The organism is Paremcibacter congregatus, from assembly GCF_006385135.1.
GTDB classification, from domain to species: Bacteria; Pseudomonadota; Alphaproteobacteria; order Sphingomonadales; family Emcibacteraceae; genus Paremcibacter; species Paremcibacter congregatus.
In genome coordinates, this window is the sequence record NZ_CP041025.1 from 2,636,047 (window position 1) to 2,656,845 (window position 20,799).

At 50.3% G+C, this 20,799-nt stretch carries 14 protein-coding genes; 4 read left to right on the top strand and 10 right to left on the bottom strand.

All coding sequences use genetic code 11. The features are described from left to right. Positions 1 to 130: 130 nt before the first annotated feature. From FIV45_RS11800 to FIV45_RS11820, 5 genes are all read right to left on the bottom strand, one after another. A complete protein-coding gene (locus tag FIV45_RS11800) occupies positions 131 to 1,963 on the bottom strand; it encodes a CocE/NonD family hydrolase (protein WP_099472047.1) in 1,833 nt (610 codons plus the stop codon). Positions 1,964 to 1,975: 12 nt separating this feature from the next. Next, on the bottom strand, positions 1,976 to 3,388 hold the full coding sequence (locus FIV45_RS11805) for a YfcC family protein (protein WP_099472046.1): 1,413 nt from the start codon (positions 3,386 to 3,388) through the stop codon (positions 1,976 to 1,978). 164 nt (positions 3,389 to 3,552) lie between these two features. Further along, positions 3,553 to 4,476: a LysR family transcriptional regulator gene (locus FIV45_RS11810; RefSeq protein WP_099472045.1), complete on the bottom strand. Its 924-nt coding sequence runs from the start codon at positions 4,474 to 4,476 to the stop codon at positions 3,553 to 3,555. 139 nt (positions 4,477 to 4,615) lie between these two features. Continuing rightward, positions 4,616 to 5,455, bottom strand: coding sequence for a beta-keto acid cleavage family enzyme (locus FIV45_RS11815; protein ID WP_099472044.1), 840 nt, complete (start codon positions 5,453 to 5,455; stop codon positions 4,616 to 4,618). Positions 5,456 to 5,461: 6 nt separating this feature from the next. Beyond that, on the bottom strand, positions 5,462 to 6,787 hold the full coding sequence (locus tag FIV45_RS11820; RefSeq protein WP_099472043.1) for an aspartate aminotransferase family protein: 1,326 nt from the start codon (positions 6,785 to 6,787) through the stop codon (positions 5,462 to 5,464). Between the two features lie 133 nt (positions 6,788 to 6,920). On the opposite strand from FIV45_RS11820, the gene FIV45_RS11825 reads away from it, so the two are divergent. Together FIV45_RS11825 and FIV45_RS11830 are read left to right on the top strand one after the other, a co-directional pair. Further along, entirely contained in the window at positions 6,921 to 7,850 is a 930-nt protein-coding gene (locus FIV45_RS11825; protein WP_099472042.1) for a LysR family transcriptional regulator, read from the top strand. A gap of 131 nt (positions 7,851 to 7,981) precedes the next feature. Further along, a complete protein-coding gene (locus FIV45_RS11830; RefSeq protein WP_099472041.1) occupies positions 7,982 to 9,667 on the top strand; it encodes a gamma-glutamyltransferase family protein in 1,686 nt (561 codons plus the stop codon). Between the two features lie 163 nt (positions 9,668 to 9,830). Here FIV45_RS11830 and FIV45_RS11835 read toward each other — a convergent pair whose 3' ends face one another. Next, positions 9,831 to 10,418 (bottom strand): TetR/AcrR family transcriptional regulator, encoded by a 588-nt coding sequence (locus tag FIV45_RS11835; protein WP_099472040.1) that lies wholly within the window; start codon positions 10,416 to 10,418, stop codon positions 9,831 to 9,833. A 301-nt stretch (positions 10,419 to 10,719) separates the two neighbouring features. Between FIV45_RS11835 and FIV45_RS11840 the strand changes: the two genes are divergently transcribed. Continuing rightward, positions 10,720 to 11,682: an alpha/beta hydrolase gene (locus FIV45_RS11840; RefSeq protein WP_165776963.1), complete on the top strand. Its 963-nt coding sequence runs from the start codon at positions 10,720 to 10,722 to the stop codon at positions 11,680 to 11,682. 88 nt (positions 11,683 to 11,770) lie between these two features. Here FIV45_RS11840 and FIV45_RS11845 read toward each other — a convergent pair whose 3' ends face one another. From FIV45_RS11845 to FIV45_RS11855, 3 genes are all read right to left on the bottom strand, one after another. Next, positions 11,771 to 14,518, bottom strand: coding sequence for a glycoside hydrolase family 3 protein (locus tag FIV45_RS11845; RefSeq protein WP_204602109.1), 2,748 nt, complete (start codon positions 14,516 to 14,518; stop codon positions 11,771 to 11,773). Beyond that, complete coding sequence (locus FIV45_RS11850; protein ID WP_133118543.1) at positions 14,448 to 17,114, bottom strand: TonB-dependent receptor; 2,667 nt, start codon at positions 17,112 to 17,114, stop codon at positions 14,448 to 14,450. Before FIV45_RS11850 ends, FIV45_RS11845 begins: the two co-directional genes overlap by 71 nt. Before the next feature lie 256 nt (positions 17,115 to 17,370). Beyond that, entirely contained in the window at positions 17,371 to 18,411 is a 1,041-nt protein-coding gene (locus tag FIV45_RS11855) for a LacI family DNA-binding transcriptional regulator (protein WP_099472037.1), read from the bottom strand. 157 nt (positions 18,412 to 18,568) lie between these two features. Between FIV45_RS11855 and FIV45_RS11860 the strand changes: the two genes are divergently transcribed. Further along, entirely contained in the window at positions 18,569 to 19,942 is a 1,374-nt protein-coding gene (locus FIV45_RS11860) for an MFS transporter (RefSeq protein WP_099472036.1), read from the top strand. A 104-nt stretch (positions 19,943 to 20,046) separates the two neighbouring features. Here the strand turns inward: FIV45_RS11860 and FIV45_RS11865 are convergent, their stop codons facing one another. After that, entirely contained in the window at positions 20,047 to 20,778 is a 732-nt protein-coding gene (locus tag FIV45_RS11865; protein WP_099472035.1) for a helix-turn-helix transcriptional regulator, read from the bottom strand. Between the last annotated feature and the right edge of the window lie 21 nt (positions 20,779 to 20,799).

Below are 20,799 nucleotides of genomic sequence, written 5' to 3' on the forward strand. Positions count from 1 at the left end.
TCAGAACCTAATTTATTAGGTGAATGGTATGTAGAATGGAATGTCTTGTCGAATACATAAATATTAGAAAACCATAACCATAAGTTATACCTATGTTCGTCTTCGACATTCCCGTATTCAAATACCTGTTTCATTTACGGCTCATCTGTGAAAGACAGATGTGTGAAGGGTGTTCCGGGCCGAAATGAACCCGGTTCCTCGCGGTTGTATATATGGAATTATGGCTTTCTCCTGTGTTAGCGTTAAGGTCGTAATGGGGGAAATTACTACTCGATATATCAAGCCGGACACGATGACCTTTTTTGAACAGGTTACTGGTCGCGAAGGCTTCGATGGTGATCTCGTAAATTTCATCGGCGATGCACAGTACTTCCCGGTCCCAGCCCGCGCGATACCGCAGGCGGAAGATGCCATCAGTAATATTCAGCGCATAGCCTTCCGGGTAATCCGCCGAGACGGGGTACTGGTCGATAAGCTTGATGGTGAAATCCGTGTCTTTGCAATTACTTGATACCCAGAGGGTCGCAGTTACGGGGCCTGTAATCTCCAGGTCCTCCTCCAGAGGCATCGTCTCGAAGGACAGGATGTCTGTTCTGTCCGCCGCCGCGCCCTGGTCGTACCCCCCACCTTCCATGACCGGCGCGCCGGAGGTAATTGCCCCCCCCTTCGTTGGAACAGGATTATGGGGGTCATAGTCAAAACCATGACAAGCCGCCGCATCGCGATAAGACGTCGGGGCCAGGGACATATCCGGCGAAAGGTAGAGAGAAAGCGGGATGGCAGACTTTGGCGGCCACTGATCCGTTGTTTTCCATACTCCCCCGTGATCCAGACGTCCTTCTTTGATCGGTTTTCCTGTACCACCGCCCATGCGGAAATAGGTAACTTCCGCTGGAAAAGGGTCTGACATCTGGTCCTTGAGAGCAGCATCAAACCAGTCCCGACGCAGGGTGGCGTAGCTCGCACTGATATTGCCATCCAGAATCGATCCCGACCCGAAATCCACATCCCCCGCATAGGTCACCGACCTGTCACCATGCGTCCAGGGTCCCATCACAAGCCTGACCGGGGCCTGATGACGTTCTCGCAAGGCCTGATAATTGGTCAGACAGGTGGCGACATAGGGGTCGTACCAACTGCCGATAATCGCCACGGGCACATCCGGGAATTGATCATAATGATCAAGCGCGGACAGGCCAGGCCGCCGCCATGTCTCGTCATACAGACCGCGCTCCCACATATCAAAAAGGTAATTTTCATACTCCGGCGCAAGAGAGAGAGGAGAGTCGCCCCGCGACCAGGGCATTCGACTGAACCAGGCGGAGATATTTATTTTTTCCAGAGCGGCTTTGAGATCCGGGTCATTTTGAACCGCCCGACTGCGTAAAGCGTGACGGTAGGCCCATGTCGCCTGTTTTAGTTCAAAAGCGCCACCCTGCCGGATGCCACTGTGATACGCGCTTGAAAAACCGCCGGAATCAATAAACATGGCCCCCAAGCCTTCAGGGTTAAGGCAGGCCAGTGCGGTTTGCGTATGCGCGCCGTAGGACAGGCCCATCGTGCCAATCCGGCCATTACACCAGGGCTGGCACATCAACCAGTCCAGGGTATCCGCCCCGTCCTCGGCCTCGTTAACATACTTTTCAAAACGACCTTCAGACCGGTAACGACCACGGCAGTCCTGCATGACACAGACATATCCTTCAGCGGCAAACCATCTGGCAACCTGCACACGGGTTTTAGAGTTCAGGTCCCGGGCGTCATATTCTGCACGGCTGACGCCGATCTTGTCATAAGGGGTGCGTTCGAGCAGCACCGGAAGAGCCTTTTTCTCGACGTAGGCGGATTGCGTCATATAAATATCGGTGGCAAGTTGGATGCCGTCCCGCATCGGCACCATGATATTGCTCAAGCAAATGATATCATTATGGTCTTGCTTATATCTTCGTTCGGGCTTTTGCATTGGATGCTCTTCCTAGAAACCTGTCACAGTGGCAACACCCAAAAGCAGGAGTGCGACACCAATGAAAATGAGCCAGAGAGGGAAAATAAATTTGAACCAGCGTGCCCAGGAGACCTGCGCCGTGGCGAGATAGGCCAGAAGTGTTCCCGAAGTGGGGGTGAGCATATTGGTGATGCCATTACCAAACAGAAACGCCAACACGGTGGATTGGGCGGAAACGCCGGATAGCTGTCCGATGGGTCCCATGATGGGCATGCTGATGGCGGCCTGACCCGAGGTGGAAGGGATCAGGAAATCCAGGAGCAACTGCGAGAAAAACATCCCTATAACAGATAAGTAAGGCTGGTTTTCGGCAATAAGGCTCGTCAGGCCATAAACAATGCTATCAAGAATAGCCCCTTCTTCCAACACCACGGCGACAGCGGAAGCAACACCAATCAGCATGCTGGCGAGCAGCACTTTTTTCATGCCGTCGACAAACGCACGCGCCGCTTCACTGGCGCCATTTCCGGCGAGAACGGCAAAACCAATACTCAGCCCGATATAATACGCGGTCAGTTCTTGATGGTTCCAGTGCCATTGATTGGCGCCATACACCAAAAAACCAATACCAGCGGCAAGAGAGAGCAAGATACCGCGATGGCGATGCGACAGCTTTTCCGTAGAGAGCACCAGCGGGGTCGACACTATGGTTTTATCCCGGCGCATCATAAAAAGTACAAAGGCAATACCGATCGAAATGAAGACCAGGTAGAACATAAAGCGCATCTGGGCGCCGCTAAAAACCTGCAGCCCGACCAGCGGCTGAGCTATCGACAAGGGGATTGGATTGGTGACGGAAGATAAATAACCGGCCTTGACCGCTACTGTGACGATCGCGAGCCCCATAACATTTGACATGCCGAGCCGATTGGCCATGGAGACCATGATCGGAATGATCAAAAGATATTCTGAGGCGAGCCCGAGAAAGGTGCTGCCAGCCGAGATCACCATCATCAGCACCGGGATCAGAATATAAATATTGCCGCGCAGTAAACCGAGCAGCCGCTCAAGACCGGCATCAATTGCGCCTGAATGTCGCAAAATGCCGAACATACCACCAATGATCAGCACCATAAAAATCAGATCAGCTGTCTTTTCAAACCCCTTCGGGATCGCCTCGGCGGTAGCGATCAGACTAACAGGATGCGCGCCCTTCTCTTCCTGGACGGAATTTGTACGCAGCAGATCGACAGGCGAGATCTGCTTTTCAATGACCTCATAGCTGCCGGGAATGACAAGTTTGCCATCCCGTTGATAACTGCCCGACTGTATGAAATAGGTCATGCCCATAGCGAACAACAGTATGCCCAGCAAAATCACCAACGGATTTATGGTCTTTGGGGCTTCTCCCGGTGACTCACGGGTCTGATCTTTGGAATTCATGGGCACTTTCTCGACTATACTCTTCAGGTTATCACCACAAGGACCTCAGTTTACATCGCCAGAGAAGCTATGCAACAGCATGAGAATTATTCCATACCTTATTCCAAATATTCATGGAATTTGGGTAAAACCTCCCCCATGTTTCATACCTCAAGGACCTTGAATTATCCCTGAGATGGCTTTTTAATTTGATTAAAATATTTCTTGCAGTGGGCCAAAAAGGCCTGGGTCACCCGTGACGGAGGAAACTGTGCCGAAGTTATGAATGAAAATTCATGGGTAATGACAGGATGAAAAGGAATGAAGGCCAGCCCCATGTGACGGTAACTCTGCGCCATCAATTCGTTTACCGGCGCAATGCCGATGCCACCGGCAGCCAAGGTACAACTTGTGCTGACCGTGTGGGTTTCCGCCTTGATGTTCATATAGGCCCCTGCCTGATGAAAGGCCTGCTGTAGGAAACCCCGAAAGGTAAAGCTGCGCCCTTTGCCCAGCAAAATCAAAGGCATATCATGCAAGTCTCTGGCGGTAATAACATCGAGACGCGCCAATGGATGTTCCCTCTTCACCGCACAAACGGTACCGCAGGAAAACATCGGTTCAATAGACAGAAGCGGATTGGTGAGGGGGCTTTTGACAAAGCCGCAATCCACAGCCCGCCCGGCCACTTGTTCAATCACCGTTTCGGCACTTCGGGAATCGAGAAAGATCTTCACATCTGGAAATGTCATCATAAAGGAGGTCACAGCGCCCGCCAAAATACCGTCGATAAATCCCTGAGTGCCCACAATTCTCAACTTGGCGACGGATAGAGACTGCAGATCTTCCGCCAAATGGCGGATACGATCAAAGCCGGATAATGTGAAATCAGCTTCCTTGAAAAGTTCATGAGCTTCCGGCAGAGGCAACAGGCGCCCCTTGTCGCGCAGAAACAAAGACATGCCCAGCGCATCTTCAAGCTGGGCGAGTTGACGGCTGACGGCGGATTGGGTCAGATGTAAACTTTTGGCGGCTTCTGTCACTGTCCCCACCCGCATAATGGCGCAGAAACTTTCCAAGACTTTAAGGTTGAGCGGGGGCTTTCTCATTCAATTACTTTCTTCTCATACCCTATAGCAACGTTATAGAAACATATGACCGTACCAAAAAAACTCATCTCACAATAGAATAAAAGCAGGCCTTTTAAAGCAAAATAATTGCCCTTTCCGTTTCACTCATCGGGTGGTACTACGAAAAAAACATTTCCCGAATATCATCGGCAGTGGCCAATATACGATTGGATGATTTTATATGCGGTATAAGCTGCGCGACAAGAGCATGGTTGCCTGACGCGATCGACCCATTGGCAAGATGCAGGTTATTCTCAAAACCAACCCGCGCATGCCCCCCTTTTTCGGCGACTTTTGCCATTGTAAGCCCTTCGGTCTTGCCGAAACAACATACAGACCAGGGAATCTGGACCACATCTACTTCCGCCAGAAATTGATCTAGCATATTCGGATCGCCCGTAAGGTTGGCGTCATACCGTCCCAATACAAACAAGACGGATGGATTATCTTCACCGAAAACGCCTTTCTTTCGTAATACTTCAAAACGCGCCACTTCCTCGGGGGAATAGAGGATATACTGAGGCCAGATATTTTCCGCACGGCACCAGTGAAAGAACGCGGATGCTTCCCGGATATCATCATCTGACGGGCAGATTTCCTTCAGGGCCAATGACACCGCTTCGGGACGCAATTGTCGAACCATATTCATCTGCTCATCCGCAGAATAGCGCCCCACCGCCTCACTTGTGCATTGCAGAATAAGCTTATGCCCAACCTGTTCACGAATGGCGCTGATCGCCACCCGATATAAATCCGGGTCAAGGCTATGGCGCCCCTGACCATCCCTGACATGCAGATGCAATACTGATGCCCCGACGTCGAGTATATCCTGGGCGCACAGGCCAAGTTCTTCAGGGGAAATGGGCAGCGCGGCATGGTCATTTTTGGTTTTCCTGGCCCCATTCGGCGCCACCATAACCATCATCTTGCCTGGCGGATCTAGTTGTTTCTCACTCATATGATTTTACGTAAAATCCTGTTGATTAATAGTTTTTTCCAGCTTCTCGACCAACTCGCCAATATGATTTTCTTCATAGATAAAGGGTGGCGCGAGTAATATATGCGCTCCGTTTACGCCGTCCGCCGTACCGCCCCCAGGGTAACAGATCAGGCCATTTGACATCGCCGCCTGTTTTAACTTCCCGGGCAGACCCCGTTCCGGTTCCGGTGCTTTTTTTCGGTCCTTATCCAGCGTAAACTCAATACCGACAAATAAACCGCGTCCCCTGATATCCGCAACATTGGGATGTGTGGCGAAAACTTCGTGCAATTGCGTTTGCAATAAATCCCCCATTTTCTGGACATTTTGCAACAGATTTTCCTGTTCCAGAACCTCTAGCACCGCCAAACCTGCCGCACAGGCTGTCGGATGGCCTATATAGGTATGACCATGCTCGAATACGCCACAGTTTTCCACGATATTTTCATGTATGAAACCGCGGCATATGACCGCGGCGAGCGGTTGATAGCCGGCCCCGATGCCTTTGGCAATCGTCACCATGTCCGGCTTGACATTTTCCTGTTCAAAAGCAAAATAGGTGCCCGACCGGCCTGCCCCCGCCATGATCTCATCCAAAATAAGCAATACGCCATATTTGTCGCAAATTTCTCTGATTTTCCTGAAATAGCCTTTTACAGCCGGAACACAACCCAGTGTCGCTCCCACGATCGGCTCCGCGATAAAAGCCGCTACATTTTCCGCACCGGCCTGCAAAATTTCCGCCTCAAGCGACTGCGCACATCTTTCGGCATACTCTTGTGTGCTCTCATCAGCGGTCTGATAACGATACGCATGACAAGGCATGACCTTGGGCCAATCATGCAGCATCGGGCGATAGGTTTTCTGCCGCCCCGGATTTCCGCTTAAAGACAGGGTGGCGAGGGTATTGCCATGATAGCTTTGGTGGCGACTGATAATAATGCTTTTACTGTGCTGGCCTTGAGAAACCCAATATTGCCGTGCAAGCTTTATGGCCGTTTCATTGGCTTCCGACCCCCCGGACAGAAAATATACTTTGGCATCCGTTTCACCGAATTTCTGGGCCAGCTTATGGGCCAGTTTTTCCTGTGGGTCATTCGTGAAGAAGGCCGTATGGGCAAAGGCAACCTGATCGAGTTGTGATTTTATGGCATCAATAACATATTTATTGCCATGCCCTAAACAGGATACAGCCGCACCTCCACTGCCATCGAGGTATTTATTGCCGCAACTGTCATAAATATAAACCCCCTCAGCCTGACGAGCTATCGGGTAATTATGACGAGGAGCGCGGTAGAAAACGTGACCCATAATGTGTCTCCAATTTTAAGCTGGCATCATCATCAGGGAACACTATGTATAAATCAAATTAAAAATATTGTGCTTTATATAAGCAAGAGTTATGATTATTTCGAAGTTGAAGAGAACTTAAGGAGGAAATCTTATGCGATACCGGCAAATCGAAGTATTTCATGCCGTTATGATGTATGGAACGGTCACCAAGGCTGCACAAAATCTTCGGGTTTCACAACCGTCCGTCACATCATCAATTCAGAATACCGAGGCGGAATTAGGGTTTTCCTTATTTGACCGTACGGGCGGCAGACTTACCCCCACGGCAGAGGCCCGGATATTATTTGATGAAGTAGACAGGGCCCATGATTCTCTCCTGGCGGTAGATAGTCTCTGCAACCGTCTTAAGGAAGGATCAGCAGGCCATATTCGCGTTGCCGCAACGCCGGCGCTGTCACAACGCATTCTTCCTTCAGCCATCTCCCGTTTTCAAAAACAACATCAACGTTTTACCTTTGATATATCTTCCGAACATTCGCCCGCGATTCTATCAAATCTGGATGAACGCCCTCAGTCATTTCATTTGGGATTTACTTTCGGGGTGGAAGAAAATACGGGATTGAGGACGAAAAATCTGGCCAATATTCCCATTTACTGCGTGGTTCCGAAAAACTTACTGGCAAACTTGAAACAAATACCCGCCCTGGATGAGCCGCTTGATTTAAATCTCATAGCAGACCTTCCTTTTATTGATTTATATGAAAATGAACCTCTGGGACGCGTCGCACGATCCTTGTTATTATCCGCCAACGTCTCCCCGACAGGCTTGCTTCGCGTCCATGATCATCATATGGCCGCGGCCCTTGTTCATAAAGGGATGGGGGTAACCATACTGGATTCTTTGTCGGTTCATAATTTATGTAAATCTGAGGAAATTCCCAATATTGTCGCCTTTAAGTTGCCCGAATCCCCCACCCTGCCCATCACAGCGGTCTTCTCTCAAAATAGAAACCTCACTTACCCGATACGCCATTTCATCGATTGCGTCATATCGTCTTTAAAGTCCAGTCTGGAGATTTAAAGCAAGAACCATTCAATTTTTTGTCCTTACAATAACCTCAAATTATAGATATCACTTTTTTATTGAAATATTATATATATGGTGTTTAATCTGACTTAAATACAAAGATCCAACACTTAAAAAGGTGACATATGCTTACAAAATTGAAACTCCCGGTTCTGTTTTTTATTTTCGTGATCACCTTGACCACGACAGGAGGGGCGCAAGACGGAAAAGTTTTTTCCGGCAAAGTTTCTTCAGCATCTCCGGAAGCCACGAAGGCGGGAATTGCAATCCTCGAAAAAGGTGGAAATGCCATAGATGCGGCGATTGCGGTTTCTCTGGCCTTAGGGGTGAGTGAACCGGCAGGATCTGGCATCGCGGGTCAAACGGTAATGCTGGTTCACCCTGGCAAAGGCCAGAAGCCTTTTGTTATTCACGGGACAACATGGTCACCGCGCCATTTGCCCGCCGGCATAACAAAAGAACAGCTTAAGTCCGGGCGAACAGCCACTACCGTTCCTTCGACCCCAAAAGTCCTTGATCTGGCCTATCGTAAATTTGCAAGCGGCAAGGTCACCTGGAAAGAGCTTGTTCAACCAGCTATAGAAATTGCGACAAACGGGTTTACGGTTGGACCGTTTCGGCAAAAAGCATTCCATTTTTACGGCGACAGCCTGAAGCCAGACAAAACGGCTTCGGACATTTTTGTAAAAGAAGACGGCACAGCTTTCCAGGTCGGCGAGATTGTCAAACAACATAAAGTCGCAAAATTATTAACCCGGATCGCCACAGTCGGGGCGGAAGATTTTTATTCCGGTGAGATTGCCCGGAAAATAGCCGACGACATGCAAAAGAACGGCGGCTGGATCACGTTGGAAGATTTGCAAAATTTCCCTGAGCCTAAAATTGTGTCTCCCCTTGTCGGGAGTTATCGAGGGTATAAAGTATTTACCCTTCCCCCACCATTTGGTGGATGGGTGATGTTGCAAATTTTAAATGTATTAGAGCAAAGTAATCAAGACGGGTTATCTCAGGATAATGACCAACGGCGCTTAAGGCTGCTGGATGCAATGCGAATTGCCCACGGCACTCGACAGCATGATCCCGTTGACAGTTTTACAGATTACGAACAGGATATTTCGCAGAAAATATCAAAAGAAACCGCGAAACTTCTTTTACAGGGCTATAGAAAAGAAACCGGGGGTGAGACCACCCATTTTTCTGTCGTCGATGGCACTGGCATGACCGTTGCGGTAACGCAGAGTATCGATAGTTATTTTGGCGCCAAGGTCGCTCATCCGGAATATGGATTTCTTTACAATAACTACATGCAAAGTTTCCGCTTAAACGATGACAATAGTCCTTATGTGCTCAAACCGTTTGAGATGCCTTATTCCTCGATGAGTTCAACAGTTGTGACACATTCTGATGCCCCTGTACTGGTTTTGGGTAGCCCGGGCAGCGCGCGAATTATATCAGCGGTGGCCCAAGTGGTCAGTCATTGGGTTGATGTTCAGCAAGGCGTTAAGCATGCCGTTGATGCATATCGCGTACATGTCGTTGCTGACAACCAGGCCTATGTCGAAGGCCCGACCATCGGCAATGGCTTGCTCCAGGGTCTCGCACAGAAATCCTATGTGCTCAAGAGACCCAAATACGGTGTTTCTGATAGTCAATATGACCCCTATTTCGGCGGCGTGCACGCACTTGGCTTCCAAAAAGGCGTATGGGAAGGCGCGGCTGATCCACGGCGTGATGGACTGGTCGGCACCGCCTGGCAGAAAGTCACGGCATCACCGCAGTCGACGGCAAAGTCGGGGGCGCGGCCCAATTGATGGGGCGAATATCCAGAAAAATGCCGCCGCTGTGTATAAAAACATGAGCCAAAACAGGCCCTCTGACACTTATCCAGACAATAAACAGGTGTTATAGGCTTTTAAGTAAGGCTCAATGGAGTATGGGTAACGTACATGCGCCCGGCAGACGTCCGGTTCCTGTTCACATCATTCCGGTCATACGCCCGAGTTCCCTGTTTAAAAGAGCCCTGAGCGAGTCAATTTTTACGGCCCCTGGTATTATACCGGAAAATAATGCCCCAACAAATGTCCAGTTGAGCAGGTCCGCCCCTACCTCAATATCATAACTGTCGCAAATCTGTTTTGTATCTTTCAATATAGCCAGAGTTCTATGAAAAAAAGCCCGTTGGCTTTCCATGGTTTCCTCCACTTTCTCACGAATTTTTTCATCCGTAAAACAGCTTTTCAGGATATGAAGGTTGAGCTGAAGAAAATTCTGCTGGGTCTCTCCTGCAACCTGCAGGGCGGATTCATCAAGAAAGGCGCGAAACTCATCAATGCTGTTCAGGGATTTCCGGTCACGTTCTTTTGTCACGGCATCGATCAGGGCCAGGATCAATTCCTGTCTGTTTTTAAAGTGGGTATAAAGGGCGCCAATGCTCAAGCCGGCGTGCTCGCCAATTTTCTTCATTGAGGCGCCTTCAAAACCTTCTATTCGAAAGCATTCAATGGCGGCATACAGGATCTGCTGCCGTCTTTCCATCATATGTTGCTTACTGCGTTTCGGCATTGTCGAGCTGTTCCTTATCGTCTTTTTCCGGGCCCGGCCCTCAATTATACGTTGTTCCAGTTCACGGGAAACAACATGCGCCAAAAATATGCTCTTGACAATTATAAATAAAAGAACCAGTGTTCTTTTATTAAAAAGAATGCATATTCTCTATTAATAAGAAAAGTCATTATAGGATATTCAGTTCAGTCATCAGTTACAGTCAATGATCAATGGTCATTTGCATGATAATTTTGACACTGGATCAAGCTCTGAGAAATACAAAGTTCGACAGCATCCCAAAAAGAAAGGAAAAACCAGAATGCGCGTTTATATGGCGTTGTTAGCAGTCCTGATGGTATCAGCATGTTCCAATCCGGACATACCGGGTAAGAAATATATGGTCGATGGCAGCGAAATGCATTTATATTGCACCGGCACGCGCAATGAGTTGCCGACTGTAATTATAGAAGCCGGCCTTGGGGGACCCACAGGTTTTTACCGCCGCATACAGGATGGGTTATCTCCCCACCTCAGGGTCTGCAGCTATGACAGGGCCGGGATAGGCTGGAGCGACACAAGAGACACACCAAGGGATGCGGCACATATGGTATCTGAATTGCATCGGCTATTGGCTGTCGCAAATGAACCCGGCCCCTATATTCTGACAGGGCATTCACTTGCCGGTCTCATCATGCGCGTTTATGTCGGACAGTATCCGGACGAGGTGGTCGGGGTTGCCTTTCTCGATCCCAGCCATCCGGATCAGTTTTCCCGTATTCCGGATATGGACGATTTTCTCGAAAAGGGTAAAACGCTATATAAATATGCCGAATATGCCGCCACCTTTGGGTTAACTCATATATATAACCCGATAACGGCGGGTGACTGGTGGGATTACGTACCGGAAGAGGTGCAACCCCAGTTGACGTATCTTTTTAATCGTTCCGCCACCTATGTCATTTGCCGGAAGGAACTGAAAGAATTTATGGCATCAGCGACCGAGGCGAAAGCTGCCGGCAACCTCGGTGGTCGCCCGACCGTGGTTGTTACAGCTGGCACATTCCCCGATATAGAAAATTCCGCTATGGAAAGTGAATACCGCAAGATAACGTCTGAACTACATAAAGAAATCGCCGCCCTTTCGACCAAGGGCCAGCAAGTTGGCATCGCCAAAGCCGATCACATGAGTCTTATTGTAAACCCCGAATACGCCAACAGGGTCGTGGATCTGATCCTGGAGGTCACTCACGAGGCGAAAGCAGATATGGACATGAAGAATTGATGCAGCGGACACAGTCAACCTAAGTTAATGACGACCTATTGTGCCCGCGAAAGATGTCGGAGCGGAGTAATCCGCCCCGACCCCTCCTCTAAGGACATTGTAGATTGGCGTAGCCGCCCTTGCTAAGTTTTACATTAGCGAAAGACAGATCAGCAGCACCCGTCGATTCCAGACGAAACGGCATTGTGATGCTGTCAAAGCGATCCTCCGCTTGTGCAAAACAGGTGAGCTTTATCGCCACATGCATCCAGCCCTGCCCCGCAAATCCACGCACATGGTCCGTCACACTGACCGCGCGAAGACAGCCTTCGCCGCAACTGAGCTGGACGCTCAGGTCCTTGCCAAGCGTTTGATTGATTTTCAGATCGAATGCCAATATGCCTTCCTCCTGCAGGAAGTGACTGAAATCCAGAGGCTCCCCTCCGCCGATAAACACCCCGCCTGGTTTCGCGCCGGTCAAAACGACCTTAAGCGCGTCTTCCTGAACATCTTTATCAGTCGTTTGCGCAATCACTGCGCCGCTCGGCATGGCCGCATATGGACCACTTATGATCTGCGCCGTCGTATGATCATCGATAAACATCTGCCAGGGCGCCGGTGGGCGACCCGAAAAAAGCACGACCGTCTCCCCTTGTCCTTTATGCACACCCTCGACATCTTCCGGCAATGCGGCCAGAGGCTGCGCCCCACTCTGGTAATTCAAGCCGTAACCATAAGCGAACAAAGGGTCATAACTGTCGTGATGCGGATTGAGCACATCCTGCAATGGCCCCTTTGGCCAGGAGAAAGACAAGCGGCCTTTAAAATCATACCGAACCTCCCCTGTCTTATCCGCGACCAAAACATCCGCCAAGCCACCACCCTCGCTACCCGGAAGCCAGGCCGCGACAAAAGCGTCGGATGCATTTAATTCCGGATTAACCCACATCGGGCGACCGGACAGGAAAACGCTGACCACCGGGATATCCGCAGCTTTCATTTTTTTCAAGAGTGCGAGAGATTTTTTATTTCCCGCTTCAAATTCAAGACTGTCCCGATCCCCTTGAGATTCGGCGTAAGGCTCCTCGCCAAAGATCACCACAGCCACATCAGGCTTCTCAGCGTAAGACCCGTCCAGTGAATAGAGTGCCGTGCTGCCTGCGGCTTCCGCAGCCTGCTTGATGCCCTGATATAATGAGGTGCCGCCGGGAAAGTCCGAGTTGACGTTGCCGGTGCCCTGCCAGCTGATGGTCCAGCCCCCGGATTGCTTACCAATATTGTCCGCTGCATCTCCGGCCACAAGGATCGTTTGCCCTGGCTTCAACGGCAACAAGTTATCGTTATTTTTTAGCAACACCAGCGATTCCCGCACCGCCTGACGCGCCACCGCCCGATGCTCAGGGCTGCCGATAATACCGTCCTGTCCGGCAACCCCCCGGCTCGACGGCCGGCCCTTCTCGAACAGGCCCGCGCGGATCTTCACCCGCAAAATTCGTGATACCGCATCATCAAGCCGCGTCAGGGCCACCTCGCCCTTTTTCACCTGGGTAATGGTGTTATGATACATCTCCCGCCAGTCTTCGGTCACCATCAGCAGATCAACCCCGGCGTTGATCGCCGCCGCACAGGAGGCGTTGGTGCAGCCCGGCACCTGACCGTGACCATTCCAGTCGCCGACCACCAGGCCATCAAGTCCCATTCGATTTTTCAACACATCAGTCAGCAGATATTTGTTACCATGCATCTTCTTCCCCTGCCAGGAGGAGAAACTCGCCATCGCCGTCTGGGCGCCAGCTTCCAGAGCAGTGATATAGCCCTGCGCATGGATGTCGCGCAATTCCGCCTCACTTATACGGGCATCCCCCTGATCGTCACCCCGCAAGGTGCCGCCATCCCCGACAAAATGTTTTGCCGTCGCAACGACATGATTCACATCGAGAAACTCCGCCGTGCCCGGCACACCCTGCAAACCGAGCACCATTTCTCCGGCGTAGGAACGCACCACTTCCGGCTTCTCTGAATAGCTCTCGTAGGTGCGGCCCCAGCGATCATTCTGCACCACGGCCAGGGTCGGCGCAAAAGTCCAGTCTATGCCGGTCACCCTGATTTCACGAGCGGTCACCGCTCCGATTTTGCGCAAAAGTCCAGGATTCCGCGCCGCGCCGAGACCAATATTATGAGGAAATAGCGTCGCGCCGATCACATTGTTATGGCCGTGCACCGCATCACTGCCCCAGATGATGGGAATGGCGATCTTGCCATCCGTGGTGTCAACAGAGGCGTCATAATAGGCATCGGCCATCGCCAGCCATTCGCTGGGATGCGCGTGTTTGTTGCGGTTAGGTAATGACCCCCCGCCATTGAGAATAGAACCGATATGGTAGGTTTTGATCTCTTCCGGCGTGATGAACTGAATTTCCGGCTGAAGGATTTGTCCGACTTTTTCCTCCAACGACATTTGGGCCAGAAGAGCTTTTATCTTTTGCTCTACCGCTTGATCTTTCTTGACCGGACTTGCCACCTGTGGCCATTGTTCTGCACCAAGGTATGCCGTCGGAGCAGCATCCTGCGCCAGAGCGAGAGACGTCGGAGCGCTTGTGCCCAATCCAGCCAGAAGTATCGTTGAAGCCAGTAGAGTTTTTTCTAGAGCTGAGAACATTATTTCACCATACAAATTGTGATTTTTGCCAAGGACCAGAGGGATGACATCCAACATCCCTCTGACCTCAATCCAGATGAAGTTAATCATCGGATTGAGGCGGTATTGTTTCAGAAGCAGGGCTGGATCAGAATTCGACCCCGGCGCGCATACCATAGGTACGGCGCGCTTTTGCCGCCACAGGTGTGGTACCCGCATAACCCTGCCACCAGTTCACATCCGCATTGGTCAGATTGTTGACGTATGCTTCAAGAAACCAGACATCATCGGCAGCAGTATACTTCAGATTGAAGTTAGCCAGAGCCCAGGCGGCCCGCTTGTCGCTGTAAATGTCCAGATCAATACCTTCGTTCAGCACACTCGGATCAAGTTCCCATTTGTCCGTATTATCAATGGAGACATAAGAAGATGATTCATAATGCACATTCAGGAATGGCGTGATACGTCCACCGTTCTCCAGATTAAAATCATGACTGATGTTCATGGTGAAGGAGAAACTCGGCGAATAAGCAAGGTCATTTCCTCTGAGATTACGGAACCAGGGCTTCGTCAAATCCTGTGACGCCTCGTCATAATCCTTGAACACCTGACCAGGCTCCGTGGCCCAGCGCTTGGTATAGTCGGCGCTGATATCCGTATCCATAAAGGTGACATAGCCCCCGATATGACCATTCTCCCAGGCATTCCACTCCATCTCGAGCTCTACGCCCATGATTTTTGAATTGGCCGCGTTGCGGGTCAGGAAGGTGCGAAGTTCCTGCTGTGCGGCAACCGGCAGCCCGGTGTCGGGGTCCACCTCAAAGATGTCGATAACATCATAAGTCGTCATCTGGGTGAATTGCTGGTTCTTATAATCACTATAGAATGCATTGGCGCGGAGGTTCATTTTGCCATCCATCGCCTTGGTTTTGATACCAAGCTCGTAGGTGATCACTGTCTCCCCATCATAACTGGTGTCAAACCGCTCTCCATCACTCTGTCGGATCAACACATCGCCGATGCCGCCACCTTTATAGCCATTCGCGACATAACCATAGATCATGGTGTCATCACTGAGGTCATAGTCGAGCCCAATCCGCCAGGTGACCTTAGACCAGTCTTCTTTCACATCATTGGTTGAATCAATCGCAAAAGCGGCATTTGGGTAATCATAATAATCAGACGGCAAAGCATTCAGGTTGGCCCGCACGGCGCCCGTATTTTCGATCTGTTCATCCAGAGGGCGGCTCCAGTCGATGTAACCCCATACCTCGGCCCAGGCGACATCGGTATAACATTCAGGGCTCCAGCAACCATAGTTACGACCGCCCTGATCCTGCTTAACATCTTTGGTATAACGGGCCCCTGCGGTCAGGAACAATTTCTCGGTCAGTTCATAGGTGCCTTGCGCAAAGAAAGCTTCTGATTCAATGGTCCGTTTCGGCTGCAGCCAGAGCGACACGCCACCCATGGCGCCATGATACTGGCCGTTCATCGCGTTATCTTCTTTGAAATTAAAGTAACCGGCGATCCATTGTAGTTTCCCCTCCCCGGTCGATTGCAACTGCACCTCATGGGACCAGGAATCATAATCCGTATCCACCCATTTCAACATCTGATCCCAGAAGTAGAAACCTTGGTCGAGGTCAATTTGCCCGGCCCGTTCCTGGCTTTGGTAGCCGGCATTATACACCAGCTGAATTCCCTCTGTCACACCCCAAACCAGATGAGAGCGAACACTGTTCAAGGTCATGTCATTCTTGCCGGGAATATTAACATAAGTAACGAAATTATCTTCCGTCCCCCAGATATCGGTACAACTGCCGCCATTAACGTCGGCGGGACGGTCTTTAATGCGTTCACAGTCGCGCGGGTTCAGGCCACCGGCACTATCGTCCCGGTAATGCTCTCCGGTCAGCAACCAGGAAAAGTCTTCGGTCGGCTGCCAATAGGCCGACAGGCGCAAGGCATAGTTATTAATGTTGTTATAGAATTTTGATTTATCGGCGACCGGAATGGGCGTATAGAGCTGATCATAAAAAAAGCTTCTGTTGTTAACGTCATTGGTCGCAGGTCCCACGGCTGAATCTGTTGGCTCAAACTTCAGGCCCATTTCCTGCAGATAACGTTGATCCCACTGGTTGGGATCCCAGAAACCTTCCAGGTTGGAATCACGTTTTTCAATAACAGCTGCAGCCCGAACGGCAAAAGTATCCGTAACCGGCACATTGAGCACCGCCTTGACCGACCGCTGGTTCCAGCGGCCATATTCCACCTGAAGCTTGCCCGATACCGCGTCAAAATCCGGTTTTTTGGAAATGACATTCACGCTGCCCACAGTGGAATTGCGGCCAAACAAGGTGCCTTGAGGCCCCCGCAAAACTTCGGCCCGTTCAATATCGAACATCAAAGCCAGAGCCCCCTGGGGACGCGGAGAATAGATGCCGTCGAAATGAACCCCGACCGCCGGATCGCCCCACTCCGTGGTATTGGCGGAACGCACACCACGCATGGTGATAATCGGCGCATTGGATTCCACATCAATCATGATGCTCATATTCGGCACCAGATTGTTCAGATCCTTAACATTCTTAATCCCAAGCTTATTCAGATTCTCATCGGTAAATGCGGAGATGGCAATGGGGGTATCCATCAGTTTTGTCGCCCGCTTCGTTGCGGTGACAATCACCTCTTCTAATACATTCGTCCCATTCTCATCATCTGCATCGTCAGCCCAGACCGGGACTGTCATACCGCCAAGGCAAGTGCCTGCTAAAGCCGCCATCATGATTCTTTTGGTTATCTCTACTCTCACTCTATGTCTCCCTATATGGCGACGTCCTCCTACTTACTTCCCTACAGTAACCACGAGTCCGCCTTTCATCTCAACCTAATATTAAAATATGCTTCTATTTTCCTGTTTTACGCCATCTCTAGCAAAAGTTAGCGCTAACATGATATCGTTGTCCTAAATAAATACCCAAAAACAGCAATATGTCCAGATATTTTATGACACCGATATCATAAAAAGGTCAAAATGTTACTCATACTTCTTCTTTACTCATTTTATATCAACAACTTAATGGCGCAGCAGATTTTCTCACCTTCAGGTCATATTCGAGGAAAATCCGGGTCTGCAACATGGATTTATCCTGCTTTGTGACTTTTCCCAACAGACTCACTGCTTCAGTGGCCATCTGCTCTATCGGTTGATGAATGGTGGTCAAAGGTGGCAGAACAATCTGTGACATGACATGATCATCAAAGCCCACGATTGATATATCGTCAGGTATCTTCATCCCTTGCGCATCAATACTCGCCATGGCACCAATGGCCATCTCGTCATTGCTGGAAAAAATAGCCGTTGGCCGGGGGTCAAGTGCCAGAAGGGTCGCCGCCGCCTCCCGCCCGCCGCTGTGACAAAACATTCCCTGGACTATCAATTCGCTTTTTACAGCAATACCCGCGGCTTGAAGGGCATGAATATAGCCACGCTCCCGTTCATGCGCACTGCCGTGACTGGGGTCTCCCTTGATAAAACCGATTGAGTGATGACCAAGAGAGATCAGATAATCGGTCATATCCCGCGCCGCCTGATAGTCGTCAATTTCGGCAAGCGCCATATCAGGCACCGGAATACCCGCGCCAAGGCGCACCACGGGAATAGCGGCATCCCTCAACGCATTAAGCACCGCCATATCATCACAGACCGGCGGCGTCAGCACCACCCCGTCGAACCGCACGCAGGACAGCAGATCCCGCACTTTGGCGGCAGAACCTCTCTCGCTCAACACCTCCACCACCAGATGAGACCCCTCCTTCTCGCATCCGGAAAGAATGCCACGCTGAACCTTGGAGATATAATCCCCGCTTAAGTCATCGACGAACAACCCGATCATATAGGATCGCTCGCCCCGCAAACCACGCGCCTGAACATTAGGACTATAATTCAAGGCCTTAATAGCACTTATGACCTTTTCTTTGGTCTCTTCCCGAATGTATTTTTCCTGATTGAGAAAGCGGGACACCGTCTTGATCGATACGCCGGCCTTCTTGGCGACATCGCTAATATTGGCCTTTTTATGGGTCTTGTGGCGCTTCACTTCGGACATGAGAGGACGTTCCTGCGGGTAGTATTTGGTGGCGTTTCTGTGACTGATAGACTATATCATAAGAGACGAACGGGATATTTCTCCCGTTTCACCCATATGATACCGATATCATATATAAAGCGCGTTTCTCTATTTGTACAGGAAAACAGTAGCCCCCATGCCGCATACCTCTCCCCCTCTCAGCAACAAACTGACCTGGCGCAACCGGATCGGTTATGGCTCGGGAGACTATGCCCTTAACCTGTTCTGGCAAGGGGCCGGTTTTTACCTGTTTTTTTATTATACCGATGTTTTGGGACTACCCACCGTTACAGCGGGAATGATTTTTGCCATTGGCGGCATCTGGGATGCGCTTAGTGACCCGATCATGGGCTATATTGCCGAACGCACCAAAAGCCGTTGGGGCATCTACCGCCCCTATCTGATCTTTGGCGCCATCCCCCTCGCCCTGTCTTTCATCCTGCTGTTCACGCCACCGGCCATAGACGGCGAAACCCTCAGGGTGATTTATATCCTGATTGTTTTACTGGTTTTTCGCACCTGTTACACGGTCGTATCAATCCCTTACTCCGCCCTGAGCGCCCGCCTGACCCATGACTCGAAAGAACGCACCCGCATTTCCGGCATCCGCATGTATTGTGGTTTTCTCGGTGGCCTGAGCGTCATCGGACTGTCCGCTCTACTCCAGGAAACATTCACTGATCGCGTGGCTTTCACGACGCTGGCCTGTCTTTGCGCTTTTTTGTCTGTGGGTGCGCTTTATTACTGCTTCCGTAATACCCGTGAAGAAATCCTGGGCGACCATAATAGCAGACCCGCCTCCTCAATCCGCCAGATCATATCCTCTCTCCTGAAAAACAAGCCTTTTCTACTGCTTTTCGCCGCCATCATGATGGTCACCGTCGCCAATACCGCGCTGGGAAAACTGTTGTTGTTCTATTTTGAATATGACCTTCAGGACCGTCTGGCGGGAAACACGGCGATCCTGATCATGACCGGCGCGCCGCTGATCACCATTCCTCTATGGTCCGCGATTGCCCTGCGACACGGTAAAAGGCGGACCTGGATATATGGCTGTCTGTTCGCCGGCGGGGGCTTCACCTTGCTCTATTTCGATCGCAGCAAGTCCATTTCTTTCGCCCTGATGGAATTTGGCGTTATCACGACGGGCCTAAGCGCCTTTGCGGTTCTGCTGTGGAGCATGCTGCCTGACACCATTGATTACGGTGAATACCAAACCGGCGTACGTAATGAATCGACGGTTGTTGGCATTTTATCCTCGGCGCAAAAAGCCTCGCTCGCCGGCACCGCCTTCATGCTAGGCGTGGCGCTGGATCATATCGGTTATCGGGCGGGACAGCCACAAAGCACAGACACGCTGGACGGACTCAACAGCCTGATTTCCCTGGTGCCTCTGTTTGCCCTCATCGCGTCCCTGGTCATCATATCCTTCTATGGCCTGTCCGGTAAAATTCTGGGAGAGCTGCGGCAAAACCGCATGCTTCCCGCCGTTCCCCCCGGCAATCTGTAAAAGCTTTCCAACCCGGGTCAGGGCAGCAGATTGTCCGGCCAGATCACCATGCTTTTTACCTCACCAGTAAAGAACACGCCCCCAAGCAAACGCGGCGGAAATTCTTATGTACAGAGCAAAAATAGTTCCCCGCGGGAAGAAATGCCCAATTTACGATAAGCACGTTTCCGGTATGTCGTAACAGTATGCGGAGATATCCCCATCACATGAGCGACAAAATCCGTTTTTTGACCTTTTAAAATGCCTTCACAAACTTGCCTTTCGCGGTCAGACAGAAAAGATAACGGCATATATGAATCCGATGATCCCCTTTTCTCAAAATGAAGAAGCATGATATTTGACAGCAAGCTTACAAAACTGTCATCGCCAATGAGGTCAGTTTGAATGATCGGCCCTTTTTCCTGCCCTCTGTAGAAATTGAAATAGTAGACTAAACCTCCTACGTTCTGAATATGACTGACTTTATCAGCTATGCTGGGCTGGCTATAATATTTCGTTTTATATGTTTTCGAAATAAGATCGATAACACTAGACAACCTGATGGTTAAGCTCTCCTCCACAGTCAGCTTTTTTATATCTTCAAGGTTAGGGTCTTTTTGATACCCTTCATTGATATAATCACCCGCCAAGGGCACGGCCAGTTTTTCATTCTGAAAATTTATCGACATCAGACATTTCATCTGCTGCGCTTCTGCGTAGGTAAAAACCATGCACTGATCAACAAACAAAAAATCCGTCAATAGCTGAATCAAATCTGTATTGAATTGCACAGTACCAATGTGCTGCACACATCTGGATATTTGAAGCCAGGGAACGCCCGGCAGGTCATCGGTCATAGTTACGCCTCAACATAATCA